The organism is Thioclava sp. F36-7 (assembly GCF_002020075.1).
Taxonomy (GTDB): Bacteria; Pseudomonadota; Alphaproteobacteria; order Rhodobacterales; family Rhodobacteraceae; genus Thioclava; species Thioclava sediminum.
Map to the genome: position 1 here is coordinate 309,614 of NZ_MPZR01000003.1, position 17,067 is coordinate 326,680.

General features: G+C 65.1%; 19 protein-coding genes. 12 read left to right on the forward strand and 7 right to left on the reverse strand.

Features of this window, described 5'->3' with window-relative positions; all coding sequences use genetic code 11:
* Positions 1–177 precede the first annotated feature (177 nt).
* The 7 genes from BMI89_RS07270 to BMI89_RS07295 all read left to right on the forward strand — a co-directional run bounded on the left by BMI89_RS07270 (position 178) and on the right by BMI89_RS07295 (position 5,782).
* On the forward strand, positions 178–978 hold the full coding sequence (locus BMI89_RS07270; protein WP_281478234.1) for a fumarylacetoacetate hydrolase family protein: 801 nt from the start codon (positions 178–180) through the stop codon (positions 976–978).
* Positions 975–1,781: a 2-oxo-3-hexenedioate decarboxylase gene (gene dmpH, locus BMI89_RS07275; protein ID WP_078570387.1), complete on the forward strand. Its 807-nt coding sequence runs from the start codon at positions 975–977 to the stop codon at positions 1,779–1,781. Before BMI89_RS07270 ends, dmpH begins: the two co-directional genes overlap by 4 nt.
* 22 nt (positions 1,782–1,803) lie before the next feature.
* Positions 1,804–2,721: an acetaldehyde dehydrogenase (acetylating) gene (locus BMI89_RS07280; protein WP_078570388.1), complete on the forward strand. Its 918-nt coding sequence runs from the start codon at positions 1,804–1,806 to the stop codon at positions 2,719–2,721.
* Positions 2,718–3,794, forward strand: coding sequence for a 4-hydroxy-2-oxovalerate aldolase (gene dmpG / locus BMI89_RS07285; RefSeq protein ID WP_078570389.1), 1,077 nt, complete (start codon positions 2,718–2,720; stop codon positions 3,792–3,794). The genes BMI89_RS07280 and dmpG overlap by 4 nt, the downstream gene beginning before the upstream one ends.
* A gap of 115 nt (positions 3,795–3,909) precedes the next feature.
* The gene (locus BMI89_RS21070) at positions 3,910–4,173 is read left to right on the forward strand and encodes a hypothetical protein (protein WP_246831978.1); all 264 of its coding nucleotides are present in this window, start codon (positions 3,910–3,912) and stop codon (positions 4,171–4,173) included.
* A 15-nt stretch (positions 4,174–4,188) separates the two neighbouring features.
* Positions 4,189–4,779, forward strand: coding sequence for a transporter (locus BMI89_RS07290; protein WP_246831979.1), 591 nt, complete (start codon positions 4,189–4,191; stop codon positions 4,777–4,779).
* A 115-nt stretch (positions 4,780–4,894) separates the two neighbouring features.
* Complete coding sequence (locus BMI89_RS07295; protein WP_078519240.1) at positions 4,895–5,782, forward strand: LysR family transcriptional regulator; 888 nt, start codon at positions 4,895–4,897, stop codon at positions 5,780–5,782.
* Between the two features lie 27 nt (positions 5,783–5,809).
* On the opposite strand, the gene BMI89_RS07300 is transcribed toward BMI89_RS07295, so the two are convergent.
* The 4 genes from BMI89_RS07300 to BMI89_RS20565 form a co-directional block, all read right to left on the reverse strand.
* On the reverse strand, positions 5,810–6,445 hold the full coding sequence (locus BMI89_RS07300) for a glutathione S-transferase N-terminal domain-containing protein (RefSeq protein WP_078570390.1): 636 nt from the start codon (positions 6,443–6,445) through the stop codon (positions 5,810–5,812).
* Between the two features lie 4 nt (positions 6,446–6,449).
* Positions 6,450–7,631 carry a muconate/chloromuconate family cycloisomerase gene (locus tag BMI89_RS07305; protein WP_078570391.1) on the reverse strand — a complete coding sequence of 394 codons (1,182 nt, stop codon included), beginning with the start codon at positions 7,629–7,631 and terminating at the stop codon, positions 6,450–6,452.
* An 88-nt stretch (positions 7,632–7,719) separates the two neighbouring features.
* Positions 7,720–8,589, reverse strand: coding sequence for a dioxygenase (locus tag BMI89_RS07310; protein ID WP_078546917.1), 870 nt, complete (start codon positions 8,587–8,589; stop codon positions 7,720–7,722).
* A gap of 128 nt (positions 8,590–8,717) precedes the next feature.
* On the reverse strand, positions 8,718–9,464 hold the full coding sequence (locus tag BMI89_RS20565) for an IclR family transcriptional regulator C-terminal domain-containing protein (RefSeq protein WP_168176779.1): 747 nt from the start codon (positions 9,462–9,464) through the stop codon (positions 8,718–8,720).
* Positions 9,465–9,623: 159 nt separating this feature from the next.
* Here BMI89_RS20565 and BMI89_RS07330 point away from each other — a divergent pair, with 159 nt between their 5' ends.
* The 3 genes from BMI89_RS07330 to BMI89_RS07340 are packed head-to-tail and all read left to right on the forward strand — an operon-like array spanning position 9,624 to position 12,339.
* Complete coding sequence (locus BMI89_RS07330) at positions 9,624–11,189, forward strand: 4-hydroxyphenylacetate 3-hydroxylase N-terminal domain-containing protein (RefSeq protein ID WP_078570393.1); 1,566 nt, start codon at positions 9,624–9,626, stop codon at positions 11,187–11,189.
* Between the two features lie 60 nt (positions 11,190–11,249).
* On the forward strand, positions 11,250–11,879 hold the full coding sequence (locus BMI89_RS07335; RefSeq protein WP_078570394.1) for an FAD synthetase family protein: 630 nt from the start codon (positions 11,250–11,252) through the stop codon (positions 11,877–11,879).
* Positions 11,866–12,339: a flavin reductase family protein gene (locus BMI89_RS07340; protein ID WP_078570395.1), complete on the forward strand. Its 474-nt coding sequence runs from the start codon at positions 11,866–11,868 to the stop codon at positions 12,337–12,339. Before BMI89_RS07335 ends, BMI89_RS07340 begins: the two co-directional genes overlap by 14 nt.
* Positions 12,340–12,346: 7 nt before the next feature.
* Here BMI89_RS07340 and BMI89_RS07345 read toward each other — a convergent pair whose 3' ends face one another.
* The 3 genes from BMI89_RS07345 to BMI89_RS07355 are packed head-to-tail and all read right to left on the reverse strand — an operon-like array spanning position 12,347 to position 15,481.
* The gene (locus BMI89_RS07345) at positions 12,347–13,399 is read right to left on the reverse strand and encodes an ABC transporter substrate-binding protein (protein WP_078570396.1); all 1,053 of its coding nucleotides are present in this window, start codon (positions 13,397–13,399) and stop codon (positions 12,347–12,349) included.
* On the reverse strand, positions 13,396–14,814 hold the full coding sequence (locus tag BMI89_RS07350; RefSeq protein ID WP_143593847.1) for a sensor histidine kinase: 1,419 nt from the start codon (positions 14,812–14,814) through the stop codon (positions 13,396–13,398). Before BMI89_RS07350 ends, BMI89_RS07345 begins: the two co-directional genes overlap by 4 nt.
* The gene (locus BMI89_RS07355) at positions 14,801–15,481 is read right to left on the reverse strand and encodes a response regulator transcription factor (RefSeq protein WP_078570397.1); all 681 of its coding nucleotides are present in this window, start codon (positions 15,479–15,481) and stop codon (positions 14,801–14,803) included. Before BMI89_RS07355 ends, BMI89_RS07350 begins: the two co-directional genes overlap by 14 nt.
* 114 nt (positions 15,482–15,595) lie before the next feature.
* Between BMI89_RS07355 and BMI89_RS07360 the strand changes: the two genes are divergently transcribed.
* Both BMI89_RS07360 and BMI89_RS07365 read left to right on the forward strand, forming a co-directional pair.
* On the forward strand, positions 15,596–16,561 hold the full coding sequence (locus BMI89_RS07360) for a tripartite tricarboxylate transporter substrate-binding protein (RefSeq protein WP_078519231.1): 966 nt from the start codon (positions 15,596–15,598) through the stop codon (positions 16,559–16,561).
* Positions 16,562–16,628: 67 nt separating this feature from the next.
* Positions 16,629–17,060, forward strand: a complete 432-nt coding sequence (locus BMI89_RS07365) for a tripartite tricarboxylate transporter TctB family protein (protein ID WP_078570398.1) — start codon at positions 16,629–16,631, stop codon at positions 17,058–17,060.
* Positions 17,061–17,067 lie beyond the last annotated feature (7 nt).

Genomic DNA, 17,067 nt, shown 5'->3' on the forward strand with positions numbered 1-17,067 from the left:
TCCCGCACGCGATACCGTTTTTGCATGATGCCGCATCGGTGCGCGATGCAAAACCCGTATCAAACCCGGCCCGTCAAAGTATTGGAGCGTATCGCGCCGCCGTCTTAGCCTTGATCCGGAGGCAGCCCGTATCGGTTTCACGAGACCGACGCAGAGGAGGGCCGCGACGGAGGACATATGCTGGACAGCACCAAGATCGAGAGCTTGGGCGATGCGCTGTATGACGCGCTGCGCTCGGGCCGACCGACTCAGAAAATCAGCGCGCTCGAACCCGAGAGCGACATCGAGGACGCCTATCGCATCCAGTTGCGGATGCTGGAGCGGCGTCTGGAGGCGGGCGACGCGGTCGTCGGCAAGAAGATCGGCCTGACGAGCCGCGCCATTCAGGACGCGCTTGGCGTCTACCAACCCGATTTCGGACAGGTGACGAAGCGGATGCTGTTCGAGGACGGCGCGACGATCGACCTTTCGAAACTGATGCAGCCGCGCCTCGAGGGCGAGCTGGCCTTCCGCCTGAAGGAAGACCTGATCGGGCCGGGCGTGACCGTGACGGATGTGATCCGCGCGACCGACTATGTGACGCCGTGCTTCGAGATCGTCGATACCCGGTATCAAGATTGGCAGATCAAGATCCAGGACACCGTGGCCGATAACGCGTCTTGCGGCGTGTTCGTACTGGGCGAGGCCAAGGCCGATCCGCGCGATCTGGACCTGAGCCTCGCAGGCATGGTGATCGAGAAGAACGGCGAAGTCGTCGCCACCGGGGCAGGGGCCGCGGTGCAGGGCTCGCCGGTGATGGCGGTCGCGTGGCTGGCCAATACGCTGGGCCGTCTGGGCATTCCGCTGAAGGCCGGAGAGATCATCCTGTCGGGCGCGCAGGCGCCGCTGCTGGCCGTCACGGATGGCGATCATTTCACTTGCGAGATCGCGGGCATCGGCTCGTGCGAGATGCGTTTTGCCGGGAGGGCGATGGTATGAGCCTCGATCAACCGAAAACCGTCGATGAGGAAGCGATCATCCGCATGGCCGAGCGCGTCGAGACCGCGCAGCGCTACGCGGTGCCGATCCGCAAACTTACCGAGGATTACCCCGATCTGAGCATCGCCGATGCCTATCGCGTCCAGACCGCGCTGCGGCGCAATCTGGAGAAGAAGGGCGAGCGGGTGATCGGCTGGAAAGCGGGGCTGACCTCCAAGCCGAAAATGGCGCAGATGGGCGTCTCGACCCCCGGCGTGGGCTTCCTGACCGATGCGATGGAGCGTCCGGCGAACTCGAAGATCACCGTCAGTGACATGATCCACCCGCGCGTCGAGGCCGAGATCGCTTTTGTCACCAACAAGGAGCTGTCGGGCAAGGTCACCCGAGAAGACGTGCTGGCCGCCACCGATTACGTCCAGCCCGCGCTGGAGGTGATCGACTCGCGCTTCACCGGGTTCAAGTTCGATCTGGAATCGGTGCTGGCCGACAATTCCAGCTCGGCGCGCTATGTGCCGGGCGGGCGGATGATCCGCCCCGATGCGCTCGATCTGCGGACGGTGGGCGTCGTGTTGGAGCATAACGGCGAGATCGCCCAGATCGGCGCGGGCGCCGAGGTCCTGGGACACCCCGCCGAGGCGATCGCGATGCTGGTCGGTGTGCTGGGTGACATGGGTGAGGTTCTGCCCGCGGGCAGCTTCGTGATGGCTGGCGCGATCACCGCCGCCGTGGCCGTCAAACCCGGCGATTCCATCACCGCGAGATTTTACGAGATGGGCTCGATCACGGTGAGTTTCACCGAGTGATCCCGAGCCAAGGAGGTTCAAGATGAACAAGATCAAATGTGCCCTGATCGGGTCGGGCAATATCGGCACCGATCTGATGTTCAAGCTGCTGCGCTCGGACGTGCTGGAGCCGGTCTGGATGGTCGGCATCGACCCCAATTCCGATGGTCTCAAGCGCGCCAGGGACAAGGGGCTGAAGGTCACCCATGAGGGCGTCGACGGGCTGCTGCCTCATGTCGAGGCAGACGGTATCCAGATCGCTTTCGACGCGACCTCGGCCTATGTCCATGCGGAAAACTCGCGCAAGCTCAACGAGTTGGGCGTGTTCATGGTCGACCTGACGCCTGCCGCGATCGGCCCCTTATGCGTGCCGCCGGTGAACCTCGGCGATCTGGCGAAAGCGACGCCGATGAACGTCAACATGATCTCCTGCGCGGGTCAGGCGACGATCCCGATCGTCTCGGCCGTGGGCGCGGTGCAATCGGTCGAATATGCCGAGATCATCGCCTCGCTTTCCTCGAAATCCATCGGGCCGGGCACGCGGGCGAACCTCGACGAGTTCACCTTCACCACCTCGAACGCGATCGAGAAGGTGGGCGGCGCGAAGAAGGGCAAGGCGCTGGCCATCATCAACCCCGCCGATCCGCCGATGATCATGCGCAACACGATCTATTGCGAGGTCGAGGGCGAGCCGGACCAGGCCGCGATCACCAGATCGGTCAAGGAAATGATCGCGCAGGTTCAGCGCTACGTGCCCGGCTACAAGCTGGTGAACGGCCCCGATTTCGACGGCAATCGCGTCGCGGTCTTCATGGAGGTCGCAGGGCTTGGCGACTACCTGCCGACCTATGCGGGCAATCTCGACATCATGACGGCGGCGGCGGCACGCACCGCCGAGATGTTCGCCGAGCGGATCCTCGACGGGTCGATGGAACTCAAGAAACTGGAGCCGGCACAATGACCTCAGAGAGCGTGATCCAACAGAAAGTGAAATCCGGCCTCGAGGGCCGCAAGGTCAAGCTGCACGACATGTCCCTGCGCGACGGGATGCATGCCAAGCGCGAGCAGATCCCGGTCGAGATGATGGTGAAGATCGCCAAGGGGCTCGATGCGGCGGGCGTGCCTTACATGCAGGTCACCCATGGCGCGGGTCTGGGCGGCAATTCGATCCAGCATGGCCGCGCGCTGGCGTCCAATGCCGAATATATCTCGGCGGTGGCCGAGGTGGTGACGCAGGCGACGATTTCGGTGCTGCTGATCCCCGGTCTGGGCACGATGAAAGAGCTCGAAGAGGCCTATCAGTGCGGTGCGCGCTCGGTCCATGTCGCGACCCATTGCACCGAGGCCGACACCTCGCCGCAGCATATCGCCTTCGCGCGCAAGCTTGGCATGGATGCGTCGGGCTTCCTGATGATGTCGCATCTGAACTCGGCCGAGGGGCTGACCGAACAGGCGCTCCTGATGGAGAGCTATGGCGCCAACACCGTCTATGTCACGGACTCGGCGGGCGCGATGCTGACCCATGAGGTCACCCATGCGATCGCGATGATGCGCGATGCGCTGAAACCGGAAACCGAAATCGGCTTCCACGGTCACCACAATCTTGGCCTCGGCATCGCCAATTCCATCGCCGCCATCGGCGCGGGCGCGACGCGGATCGACGCCTCGCTCGCAGGGCTGGGCGCGGGCGCGGGCAACGCGCCCATCGAGGTGCTGGCCGCTGTCTGCGACCGGATGGAGATCGAGACTGGCTCCGACACTTTCGCGCTGATGGATCTGGCCGAGGATGTCGTGGTTCCGTTCATGGATCACGTCGTGCGCGCCGACCGCGAGGCGCTGACGCTGGGCTTTGCGGGGGTCTATTCGACCTTCCTGCTGCCCGCGAAACGCGCAGGCGAGCGCTTCGGCATCCCGGCGCGCGACATCCTTGTCGAACTGGGCCGCAAGAAGATGATCGGCGGTCAGGAAGACATGATCCAGGACACCGCAATGACCATGGCCCGCGAACGCGGTCTGTTGAAGGAGAGCGCCTGACAGATCCTTTCCGCGCGTCGGTCCCAACGGCGCGCGGAAAGCCGGACCGGGCAGGGGAAGAGGAGCCCTGACGCCCGGAGCGACCGGACCAGAGAAACGCGAAGGGAGGAAATCCATGAAACTGAAACGCGCCGCGCTCGCTTTGAGCGCGCTGATGTCGCTTGCCGCACTGCCGGCCCATGCGATCGACGTGGCCCCGGGGGATTACAACATCCTGCCGTCCGGCACGAATATCGGGCTGCTTTATCTGCAGCACCAGAGCGCCGATACGTTCGAGCTCGGCGGGACGAAGGTGCCCGACAGCAAGGCCAAGGTGAATGTGATGGTCCTGCGCGGGCTGCATTATTCCGAAGCCTTCGGGATGCCTGCGCTCTATTAGGCGGTGCTGCCGATCGTGAATTTCGAAACTGCGCGCATCGGCGGTGGCGATCAGCCGACCAAATCGGGCGTGGGCGATCTGACGCTGGGCTTCTCGGTCTGGCCGGTGCAGCCGTCGAACCCAGAGACAGGGACAACGCTGGGCGTGACCGCCTTCGTGACCGCCCCGACGGGCCAGTATGAAGCGGCGAAGGTCAGCGCGGGCTCTGGGACGTGGACGCTGACGCCGCAGATCGGGTTCATTCAGGGGCTCGGGCAGGGGCTCTATTTCGACGCGATGGCCGATGTGGCGGTCACGATGGACCACACGGAGAGCGGGCAGAAGATCGAGCGCAGCCCCGCCACGCAGGTTCAGGCCTATCTGCGCAAGCAATTCGGCCAGAAGACCTCCGTGTCCTTCGGCCTGTCCTCGCAGCGTGGCGGCAAGATCAAGGTGGGCGGCGCTGATACCGGCCAGCGCACCGAGCGCGATCAGATCCGCCTCTATGCCAATACTTTCGTTACCCCGACCGTCCAGGTGCAGGGGATGCTGGCAAAGGACGTGAACAGCGATGGCGGGTTCCGCAACGACGTGGTCGCGGAGCTGCGTTTCCTGAAGGTCTTCTGATCCTCCCCCGCCGGGCGCGAGCCCTCATTCGTGCCCGGCATTATCCAATACCTTTTGCGATAGTGAGGAGGGTTCCGTTATGACCTATATGGTATCAACGGGAGGAGGCGTGGGAATGGACTTCAAGCGGCTCAAATATTTCCTCGCGGTGGCCGAGGAATTGCATTTCGGACGCGCGGCGAACCGGCTCGATATCGCGCAGCCGCCGCTGTCGCGCCAGATCGCGGCGCTGGAGGCCGAGCTGGAGGTGCAGCTCTTCGACCGCTCGCGCAGCCAGATCCGGCTGACGCAGGCGGGCGAGGTGTTGCAGGATCACGCGCGGCAATTGCTTGAAAGGTTGGATGCGGCCTATCGCGAGACGAAGATGGTGGGCTCGGGCGCGGGCGGGCGGCTGCGGATCGCCTTTGTCGGCTCAGCTTCGCATGGGGTGCTGCCGACGCTGATCAAATCCTACCGCTCCTTCTACCCGGAGGTCGAGCTGCAGCTCTCGGCGATGAACAATGCCGAGCTGCACACCGCGCTGGTCAGCCGCGAGATCGACATTGCAGTGGCGCGGCCGATCCTCGACGACGAGGAATTCCGGCGCGAGCCGCTCTGCACCGAGCCGCTGATCCTCGCGCTGCCCGACAATTCCGACCTCGGCACCCGCGCCGAGATCCATTTCGCCGACCTCGCCGATAAGACCTTCGTGCTCTATCCGCGCAAGCCCCGGCCCAGCTATGCCGATGTCGTGCTCGATATCTGCGCGCGGGAAGGGTTCAAGCCGAAGGCCGTCGATCTCGCGCAGGATTTTCAATCTGCGATCAGCCTTGTTTCCGTGGGCGTGGGGATCGCCGTGGTGCCGCAATCGGTGTCGCGCACGCAGCGCCCCGGCGTGATCTTCCGGCCCTATAAGGGCTATAATCCGGGGACCGGCCTGACCGTGCATGCGCGGCTCGACAATCGCGCGCCGCAGGTAATGCACTTTCTGGAGGTGACCCGGAAATTCGCGCGAAAACAGTAGGTTGTGGCGAGAAGTTCAAGTGATGCGTTAAGTCGGTCGCGGGTCGTCGCGGAAGGTCGTGACCTGCACAGACGGGCGCTCGGCAAAGCGTGCGTGCCATTCCGCCAGTGCCGGGCGGCCCTCGCGCCAGCCCTCACCCTCGAAGCGGAAATCGAGATAACACAGCGCTACGCCGATGCTCAGATGTCCGATATCGAAAGGCCGCTCGGTCAGCCGTGGGGCGTGGTCTTCGAGCCAATCCGCAACCCGGTTCATCTTGGTCCGGTAGACGGCGAGCATCTGCTCGGACCGCTGTTCCTCGGGCCGCATCTTCAGCTCCACGAGCCACGGCAGTGCCACATCCAGAAGCCCCGTTCCCAGCGCCTCGTCGCGCTCGGCTTCGAGCCGCGCGGCGGGGTCGGCGGGGAAAAGCTGCGGGCCGTCCGCGCTTTCCAGATCGGCCCATTCGCAGACCACATGGCTGTCGAACAGCACGCGGCCGTCCTCCAGCTCCAGCGTCGGGATTTTCGACAGCGGGTTGATCGCCATCAGCCCCTCATGCGGGATCATCGGATCGGCATGGGTGCGCACGGTCTCGACTTGATCGGCCAGACCTTTCTCATGCAGCGCGACCATCGCTTTGCGGACATAGGGCGAGCGCGGGGACCAGTGCAGGATCGGCATCGGCTCAGCCTTTCCGCGCGACGGAGGCCAGCACGTCCTCGTTCACCGTGATCCCGAGGCCGGGGCCGGTCGGGCAATGGACGTGGAAATCGGCGAAGCGGATTTCGCCGCCGGTCAGGTCCGTTTTCAGGATCTTTGGGCCGAAATGCTCGCAGCCCCATTCGAGCCGGGGCAGGGTCGAGAAAACCGCCAGATGCGCCGCGGCGCCAATGCCGCTTTCGATCAGGCAGCCGCCATACAGCTCCATCCCGCAGGCCTGCGCAATGCCGGCGGCGCGTTTGATCTCGTTCAGACCGCCCGATTTCACCAGTTTCAGCGAATAGACCGAGCCGGCCGCGGCGATGCCGTTGGCGATAATATCGGGGCCGGTGAAGGCGGCCTCGTCGACCATGATCGGGATTGCGGCGCGCGCGGCCACGCGCGCGGTCGCGGCGATCAGGCCGGGGCGCAGCGGCTGTTCGATCAGCGAGACGCCCATCTCGGCCAGCTGCGGCAGGTAGCGGATCGCGACCGCTTCGGTCCAGCCCTGATTGACGTCGACGATGATCTCGGTGGCTTTGCCCTCCAGCGCCGAGACGATCTTGCGCAGGCGGATCATGTCCTGATCGGGCGTGTTGAAGCCCAGCTTGATCTTGAAGCGGCGATGCTCGCGCGCGTCGAACTTGCGGTTGGCTTCCTCGATTTCCTGATCGGCATCGCCGGAGGCCAGCGCCCAGATCACCTCGATCTTGTCGCGCACCGCGCCCCCCATCAGGACCGAGACCGGCAGATCGAGCGAGTGCCCGGCGGCATCGTAGAGCGCTGCATCCACCGCGGCGCGCGCGGCGTTGTTACGGCTCGCGGCCTTGGCCATCTTGGCGGCATTCAGCTCGAAATCGAGCGCATTCGCGTCCGCCAGCGCCGGGGCCAGATACGTGTCGATATTGGCCTTCATCGCCTCGACGCTTTCCTCGGCCCAGCGAGGACCGCCCAGCGTCGATGCCTCGCCCCAGCCGACCGATCCGTCGGCCAGTTCGGCGCGCACGATCACATAGGACTGGAAGTTGATTTCCGTGTTGGACAGCTTGTGACGCCGGGTCGTCGGGCAATCGACGATCATAGTCTCGATCTTCGCGATCTGGCGACCCGCATGGGCGTCCGCGCCCTGAAAATGATCTGCGAGTTTCGCAACGCCGGGCGTAGTCATCGGCTCTGTCCTTCGAAATATGTCATTGGTCTTCAAGGTAAATCCGGCGCCACGCGTGCGGCGCCGGGAACTCTTTACGCCACTCGGATCATTCCGCGGCCATCGCCTGAGCCTGATTGCCCAGCGTGAAGTCGAAGCGCAGAACCAGATCGGTGTCCGAACCTTCGGGCGCCTTCTCGAACTTGCCGATCAGGTCCTCTTTCACGGCGAAGACCGAGTCGCTGTCGAGATAGTCGCTATCGGCGTCGTAGATCTGCGAGATCAGCGGGCGGTAGCCCTCGCGCGTGACCATCATGTGGATATGGCCCGGGCGCATGCAGTGGTGGCCCATGTAACGGATCAGCTCGCCCGCGGTCTCGTCGCCGGGGATCGGGTAGGGCACGGGGCGGATCGCGACGAAGGCGTAATGCCCGTTCTCGTCGCTCTCGAAGCGGCCGCGCAGGTTGTATTCGGGCTGATCGGGATCGTGGTTCTCGTAAAGACCGTTCGGCGCGTCTTCCCAGACGTCGATGATCGCGCCGGGGATCGGGTTGCCCTTGTTGTCGCGGATATAGCCCTCGACATAGACGGTTTCCTGACCCTCGAAGTTCTTCTGAACGGTCGAGGCGCCTTTCGGCATCACCGGAGCGTTCTCGCGGAAGAACGGCCCGAGCACGGTCGAGACGGTCTCGTCGCCCGAGATCGGGTTCGAGAGCATGTCGACCAGAACTTCGACGCCGAGAATGTCGCCCAGCAGGATGAATTCCTGACGCTTGTCCGAGCACAGCGCACCGGCGCGGCCCAGATAGTCGCAGGCATAGAGAAATTCGTCATGGGTCAGGTTCACGTCTTTGCAGAACCCGTGCAGATGCTTGATCAGGCTTTCCATGATCTCGCGCTGGCGCGGCTCGAGCGTGGCGTGCTGGCCCAGCGAGTCGATGACCACATCGGTCACATTATCCACGGTTACGTTGCGCATAAGTCTCCTCCTCGGATGCGGCGGGCGGCCCTCCTCCGGGCGGCGCCTTCAATTCGATAAGGGAGATTTGCATGGCGCACGCGGCTTGGGCCAGACGGGTGCGCGGTATCCTGTAATACCTCAAAGGTTCAGTTTGGGCGAAGTTCATACCCCAGGCGTTCAGAGATCGTCCGCGCGGCGCCCAGGGCGATATTGCGGAAGGCGCGCGGCTGGACCTCGTGGCGCGAGCGGGGGACCGAGATGACCAGCACCGCGACGGGCTGGGCGATATGGTCGCGGATCAGCGCCGAGACGCAGATCACATCCGCCTCGTCCTTCGGCGCGCCCGCGTTGAACCCGTCGCGTGCGAGCGCGTCCAGCTCCGCGCGCAGGCGTGCGCGATCCTCCAGCCGCGAGCCGGGCCGCGTGTGCCGGTCGAGATATTCATCAAGCTGTGCCGGGGAGAACTGCGCCAGATGCAGCATCCCCGGCGGGCTGTCATGTAGCGAGATCCAAGACCCCAGCGCCTCGCGAGAGACCCGCAGCGCCTGCGTGCCCTCCAGCGCGTCGAGCACCAGAAGCCGCCCGTGATCGTGCAAGGTCAGGTGCAGCGTCTCGCCATAGTCGCGCCAGAGCGCCGCCAGCACGGGCCGCGCGGCCTCCGTCAGCGCGGAACTATCCTCCAGCGCGCGGTTCAGCGTCGCGACCAGCGGACCCAGCCGATAGCGCCCGCGCTCGACCTTTCGCAGCAATCCGATTCGCGCCAGACCGTTCACGAGGTCATGCGTGCCGCTCACGGAATTGCCGATCGCGCGTGACAGATCCGTGACCGAATGCTCCGGCTGTGCGGCGGTGAACTGGCGCAAAAGCTCCCCGACCTTGCGTAATGTCTTCATCTGGACCCTCCCGCGGTGATTTCGGGTCTCAGAATTCCGGTATTGCCGGAAAAAGTCGCGGTATTTGTCGATACCTTTCGGTATCAGCCCGGCTCCGGCACCGTGAAGGGGACAGGTCGGACATGTCTTTCGTTCATCCGACCTGATGGAGGAGGAACCATGAAAGACCAAGTGAAAGACGCCCAGAGCGGCGTCACGACCCCCTATACCGGTGACGAATATCTCGAGAGCCTGCAGGACGCCCGCGAAGTCTATGTCCATGGCGAGCGCGTCAAGGATGTGACCAAGCACCCGGCATTTCGGAACTCGTCGCGCATGGTGGCGCGCTGGTATGACAAGCTCCATGCCGAGAAGGCCACGATCGGGCGTCCCACCGATACCGGCTCGGGCGGCTGGACGCACCCGTTCTTCAAGGGCGCGAAGACGAAGGAAGACCTGATCGCGGGCCGCGACGCCATCGCCGAGACGCAGCGCGTCGCCAATGGCTGGATGGGCCGTGCGCCGGACTACAAGGCGGCTTTCCTTGGCACGCTGGGTGCGAATTCCGGCTATTACGGAGAATACGAGCAGAACGCGAAAAACTGGTATGCCAAGTCGCAGGAGCGTCTCGACTACTGGAACCACGCGATCATCAACCCGCCGATCGACCGTCACCTGCCGGCTGAGGAGACCGGCGACGTGTTCATGCAGGTCGAGAAGGAAACCGACGCGGGGATCGTGGTCTCGGGCGCGAAAGTGGTCGCGACCGGCTCGGCGCTGACGCATTACAACTTCATCGGCTATTACGGCGTGCCGATCAAAGACAAGAAGTTCGCGCTGACCTTCACCGCGCCGATGGACAGCCCCGGCGTGAAGCTGATCTCCCGCGCGTCCTACGAGCTCAACGCCGCCGTCATGGGCACGCCTTTCGACTACCCGCTCTCCTCGCGCCTCGATGAGAACGACGCGATCCTCGTTTTCGACAAGGTGCTCGTGCCGTGGGAGAACCTGTTCCTCTATGGCGACATCGAGAAGGTGAACGGTTTCTTCCCGGCCTCTGGCTTCGCGCCGCGCTTCACGCTGCATGGCTGCACCCGTCTCGCGGTGAAGCTCGACTTCATCGCGGGTCTGTTCTCGAAGGCGCTGGATGCGACCGGGGCAGGCGGCTTCCGCGGGCCGCAAACGGCGGTGGGCGAGGTGATCGGCTGGCGCAACCTGTTCTGGGGCCTCAGCGACGCAATGGTCATGAACCCCGATGTCTGGGTCGGCACCGATGGCTATCTCGCGCCGAAATCGTCCTCGGCGATGGCTTACCGCGTCTTCGCGCCGATGGCCTATTCCCGGATCAAGGAGCTGATCGAGCGCCACGTCGCCTCGGGTCTGATCTACCTGCCGTCCTCGACGCTCGATTTCCAATCGGAAGACCTGCGCCCCTATCTCGACCGCTTCGTACGCGGCTCGAACGGGATGGTCGCGGTCGACCGGGTGAAGCTCCTGAAGCTCCTCTGGGACGCGATCGGCTCGGAATTCGGCGGTCGTCACGAGCTCTACGAGAGCAACTATGCGGGCAACTACGAAGCGATCCGCATGGAGACGATGTTCACCGCTCAGGCCACGGGCGAGTTGGATATGATGCGCGGTCTCGTCGACAATTTCATGAGCGAATACGACCTCGACGGCTGGGTGTCGAAGGATCTCGTGAACCCTTGGGACGTGAACCGCCTCAAGGGCGGGTTCCAGGCCTGAGACTGAAGGGGCTGCGCGGGATCCTCGCGCAGCCCACGACCCCGGGGAAGGAGGAGCCCCATGAGTTTGGATTTCACAGGTATGAAGACGCAGGTGCTGCGCGACGATCAGATCGCGCTGCCCGCGAGCGTCCTGACCATCGGCGCGTTCGACGGCGTCCATCGCGGCCATCAGGCGCTGATCACGCGCGCCGTGGCCGAGGCGCGGGCGGCAGGCGTGGCGTCGGTCGTCTGGACCTTCGATCCGCCGCCGAAAGTGTTCTTCGGACGCGCCAAGCAACTGTCGCCCGTCTCGGAGAAACTCGCCCGGATTGCGCGGCTCGGGCCGGATTACATCGTGCTGGCGTCGTTTTGCAAAAGCTACGCGGCGCGCAGCCCGCAGGCCTTTCTGGACGATCTGGCGCGGATCAACCCGGCCCGCATCCATGTCGGCGCGGATTTCCGCTTCGGCGCGAAACAGGCGGGCAGCGTCACCACATTGGCCGAGCGTTTCGACGTGACGCTGGCGCCCGCGGTGCTGTGCGAAGGCGGCGAGGTCATCTCGTCCACGCGCATCCGGGGCCTGCGCGCCGAAGGCCGGTCGCGCGAGGCCGTGGCGCTTCAGGGCTCGACCGATGCCGCAGCGCTGATGTCGGGCGCGCTTCTGACACAGGATATGAGATTTGGGGAGGAATTCGATGTCCGGAATTGATCCGCGCGATCTGCGCGACGCTTGCGGCAGTTTCGCAACCGGCGTGACGGTGATTTCGACGCGCACCGAAGATGGCGACCACGGGATGACGGCGAATGCCTTCATGTCGGTCTCGCTCGACCCGCCGCTGATCACCATCTCGCTCGATCATAACTGCAAGCTGCGCGAGAAGGTGCGCGCCTCGGGGCGCTACGCGGTCTCGGTGCTCAATCACGAGATGGAAGGGCTGGCGATGCATTTCGCGGGCCGCCACGATCCCGCGCATAACGATCCCTTCATCGAGCGCGCCGGGATGCCCGTCGTGCCGGGGGCTGCCTGCGTCTTCGTGACCGAGGTCGCGCAGGAGGTGGAGGCGGGCGATCACACGCTCTTCATCGGCCGTGTGGTCGAGATAGACCGCGATCTGGAGGCCCGACCGCTTCTGTTCTGCGGCGGCAAGTTCGGCGCGCTGGCGAGCTAGGCCAACGCTATTGCGCGAAGATATCCCGCCAGCGTTCGAGGAATCGCGCGGTTTTCATCGTATCAGTCGCAACCAATAGCGCCGGGCCAAGCGCGATGAGGCGTTGCAGGGCCAGCGTCTCGTCGCTGTCGCTGCCGCCACCGTCGCGCGTGATCGGGTCGATCAGCTTGGTCTTCGCCAGCGCCCTCTGACCCGCTGGCGAGAGCAGGAAATCCAGCAGCTTCGCGGCGGTCGGGTTGGGCTCGCGCCCCGGCAGATAGGCTGCGCGCGACAGAACCAGCGTGTAATCGGCGGGCGCGATGATCCCCAGATCGGGATTGTCGCGCGCCGCCTGTGCCGCATAGGAGCCGAGGATATTGTAGGCGATCAGGTAGCGCCCGCCCGCGACCCCGTCGATGATCTCGGCCGAGCAGCAGGTGGCGACCGCGCCGGAGCGCGCGAAGGCCTCGGTCAGCGCGCCGAAGGTGCTGGCCTCCTGACTGTCGAGGAAAGCGAACAGGAACCCCAGCCCGGAATCCGCGATATCATAGGTCGCGACCTTGCCGGTGTAGGGCGATTGCGCAGGCCGCAGCAGGTCCACCAGATCGAAGCGCGTGCGCGGCACGTCCTCGGGCGGGACCAGCGCGCGGTTGTAGATCATCACCGCAGGTTCGCGCGAGATGCCCCAGACCTGATCGCGCCAGCGCAACTCCTTCGGCAGCGCCGTGGTCTCGGGCGAGACCCATGTGGCCGCGCAATTGTCGTTCACCAGCTTCACCACATGCTGCACGCCCGAGCTGATGACCAGATCAGCGCCGGGTTTGCCGGACGCGCAGTCGGCCTCGGAAATATCGTAGAGGTCGTTCGAGCCCCATTGCTCGAACCGGATCGCGAGGCCGGGCTGGGTGTCGAGAAACGCCTCGATCGCGGGGGCGAGGATGTTGACGTCGGTCGTGGTGCGCAGGGTGATCTTGCGTGCGGGCTGATCCGGGCCGAAGGTCCGCACGGCCTCGGGCTCGGCCGCCGCGACGGTGGAACTCAGGCATAGCCAGAGCGTCAGGGACAGGAGCGCGCGGATCATGTGGTTTCCTCCGCCTGAGGGAGAGTGATCGCGATGGTGAAGCCTGCCGCATCGCTCTCCATTTCCAGCGTGCCGCCATAGGTTTCCGCCACCGATTGCGCGATGGCGAGGCCCAGCCCGCTCGACGCACCGCGGCGACGCGTGTCCGAGTGTCCCGGCGCGAAACGCTCGCCCAGACGCGCGCGCAGCTCGGGCGTGGGTCCGGGGCCTGCGTCGCGCACCCAGAGCCGGGCGCGCCCGTCGCGCAGCTCCGCACCGATGGTGACCGGGGCTTCGCCATGCGCCAGCGCATTGCCCAGCAGGTTCTTCGCGGCCTCGGACAGCGAAAGCTCATCGGCCAGCACGGGCACCTCCGTCTCGGCGATCTCCAGCCGGATTTCGCTGCCCGGCGCGAGGGTGGCGTGATCGCCTTCCTCGAAGATATCCAAGGCAATGTTGCGCAGATCGACCCGCTCGCGCCGCGCACTGTCGGCGCGGTGGATCACAAGCGCGCGCGACAGCATCTGATCGAGCAGGCGGCTCAGCCGCACCGTGCCGGAATGCATCTTCGCGACGATCTGGTCGCGCCGGGCCGGGTCGTCCTCTTCGGCGGCGAGGTCGGATTGCGCGCGCAGGGCCGCAACGGGGGTGCGCAGCTGATGCGCGGTGTCCGAGATCAGGCTTTTCATCGTGGCGAACTGCCGGTCCAGTCGCCCCATGAACCCGTTCGTCGCCTGCACCATCACATCGACCTCGCGCGGCACGGCGGCGCGGATCGGGGTGAGGTCCTGCGGGTCGCGTTCCGAGATGCGATGGGCGAGCCGTTCCAGCGGGCGCAGCGCGCTATGCACGATGATGATCGCGAAGGCGAGCATGGCGATGCCGCCGACCGCCAGCCCGCCAAGCGCGTTGCGGGTGATGCTGAGCGCAAGCTGGGTGCGTGCCCGCAGGGTCTGGCCGACGATCACCTCCACCGTGCCGGAGAACTGGCGCTCCGCGAAACGGCGCGTGACCCGGATGTAGCGCGCGGGCTCTCCCTTGAAGCGGGCGTCGTAGAGCTCGGAATCCTGTGCGGTCGTGTCGGGGCGGGGCAGATCCTCGTAGCCCGTGAGCACCGCGCCTTTCGGGCCGCTGACCTGATAGGCGATGCGGTCATCGGGGGCGAGGGCCAGCAGCTCAAACGCCGAGACCGGCAGATCGACGACCGGCGCGCCGTCGCGGATCGAGATCGAGGCGGCGATGTCATTGGCCGCGCCCACGAGCAGCCGGTCGAAGGCGTCACGGGCCGCGGCGCGCCCATAGGCGAAGGCCGCCAGCGCGAGGATCAACCCGCCGATAATCATCAGCCCCGACAGCCCGGTCACGAGCCGCGCGGTCAGCGAGCGCGTGGCGGAGATGCCGATCTCGCGGGAGCGCACGCCGTCAGACATCGCCATCGCGCGCCGCCAGACGGTAGCCGCGTCCGCGCAGGGTCTCGATCTCGACCCCGCTGCCCGCGATCTTCTTGCGCAGCCGCGCGATATAGAGCTCGATCGCATTGTCGCCCGGCACCGCGTCGTCGAAGGCGTATAGCCCCTCGTGCAGCCGATCCTTCGACATCACTTGCCCTGCATTGCGCATCAGCAGGCCCAGCAGCGCGAATTCGCGGCCCGTCAGTTTCAACGCCTGATCCCCGACCGTGGCGCTGCCCGCCGTCGCGTTATAGCGCAGATGGCCAAGTTCCAGATCGGCGGAGCGATCCGTCGTCTGCCGTCGCCCGATCGCATGAAGTCTTGCCTCCAACTCACGGTGATCAAAGGGTTTTACGAGATAGTCGTCGGCCCCGAGCTCGAAGGCGGAAATCTTGTCATCGACCGAGAATTGCGCTGTCAGCATCAGCACAGGCATCGTGGCGGCCTGCGCGCGCATCTCGCGCAGAAGGTCCGTGCCGCTGCCATCGGGCAGGTTGATGTCGAGGATCACCGCGTCATAGGCCTGCACCGCCAGAAAATCGCGCGCCTCGCCCACGGAGGCGGCGAGATCGCAGGCCATACCCGAGCGCGCAAGCCGACGTTGCGTGGCCTCGGCCAGCTCCTCGGCATCCTCCACTAGCAAGAGCCGCATTCTTCCTCCCTCATGCGCCTCTGAACCTGTGACAGGTTCGTGACAGGTTCAAGCGGTAAAACCCGGTCCATAGCCCGCTGCGGGAGGCAACGGGCGGACAGTGGAGGATATACCATGGCTTTTAAACTCATGCGCGCGGCGATTGCCGTCGCGGCACTCACCGTTGCGACCGGCGCTTCGGCGCAGGAATGTATCGCGCCCGCGAACCCCGGCGGCGGCTGGGACTTCACCTGCCGTCAGGTCGGCAAAACCATGCAGGATCTGGGCCTCATCGACTCGACCATGCAGGTCGTGAACCTCGCCGGTGGCGGCGGTGGCGTGGCCTTCGCCGAAGTGGTCAACAAGCGCAATGACGACGACAACCTGATCGTTGCGGCTTCTTCGGCCACCGCGACCCGTCTGGCGCAAGGCGCCTATCCGGGCAACTCGATGGATCAGGTCCGCTGGGTCGGCTCGATCGGCGCGGATTACGGCGTGATCGCCGTCGCAGCCGACAGCGACATCCAGACGCTTCCCGAACTGCTCGACAAGATCAAGGCCGATCCGAATTCGGTCTCCGTCGCGGGCGGCTCGGCTGTGGGCGGCTGGGATCACCTCAAGGTGCTGATCGCGGCCGACGCTTACGGCATCGATGATGTGCGCAAGGTCAAATACATCGCCTTCGACGGCGGCGGCGAAGCGGTCACCCAGCTTCTGGCGGGCTCCGTGCAGGCCTTCACCGGCGATCTGTCGGAAGCCAAGGGCTTCGTCGACTCCGGTGATATCCGCGTGATCGCGGTGCTGGCGCCCGAGCGTCTGGACGGCGAATTCTCGGAATTCCCGACCGCGAAAGAGCAGGGCGTGGACGCGATCGGCGCGAACTGGCGCGGCTTCTACGCTCCGGGCGGCATGTCCGACGAGGCTTACCAGATGTGGGTCGACAAGGTCGGCCAGCTCTACGCCTCCGACGAGTGGAAGCAGGTGATGGCGGCCAACGGTCTGGCCCCGCTCAATCTGCAGGGCGCTGAATTCGAGAGCTTCGTGCAGAACTCGGTCCAGCAGATTCAGGACATCTCGCGCCAGATCGGCATCATCAAGTAAGCGAGACAACCCATGCGCGCGGCGGGCTTTCGAGTGCCGCCGCGCCTTCATACCAAGGGAGGGGATCATGAGTGATCGCATCTTCGGCGCCGTCGGCCTGTGCCTCGCGCTGTTCTACGGCTGGGCGACGCTGCAAATCCAAGAAAGTTTCCTGTCGGATGCGGTGGGGCCGAAAACCTTCCCGCTGGTGATCGCGGTGATCCTCGGGCTGGCCTCGCTCGTGATCTTGCTGCGCCCCGATCCCGACCCGGTCTGGCCGAGCCTCGCGCGGCTCGCCGAAATCCTCGCCGCCGTTGTGGTGATGATCCTCTATGCCGAGTTCCTGCCCATCGTGGGCTTCCTGATCGCAACCGCTTTTGCCAGCGCCTACCTGACTTGGCGGTTGGGCACGGGACCGTTGCAATCCGTCGTCGTGGGCGTCGCCACCTCGATCGGTATCTACGTAATTTTCAAGCTGGTTCTGGGCCTCTCGCTCGCCAGCGGCCCCTTCGGCTTCTGAGGTGATA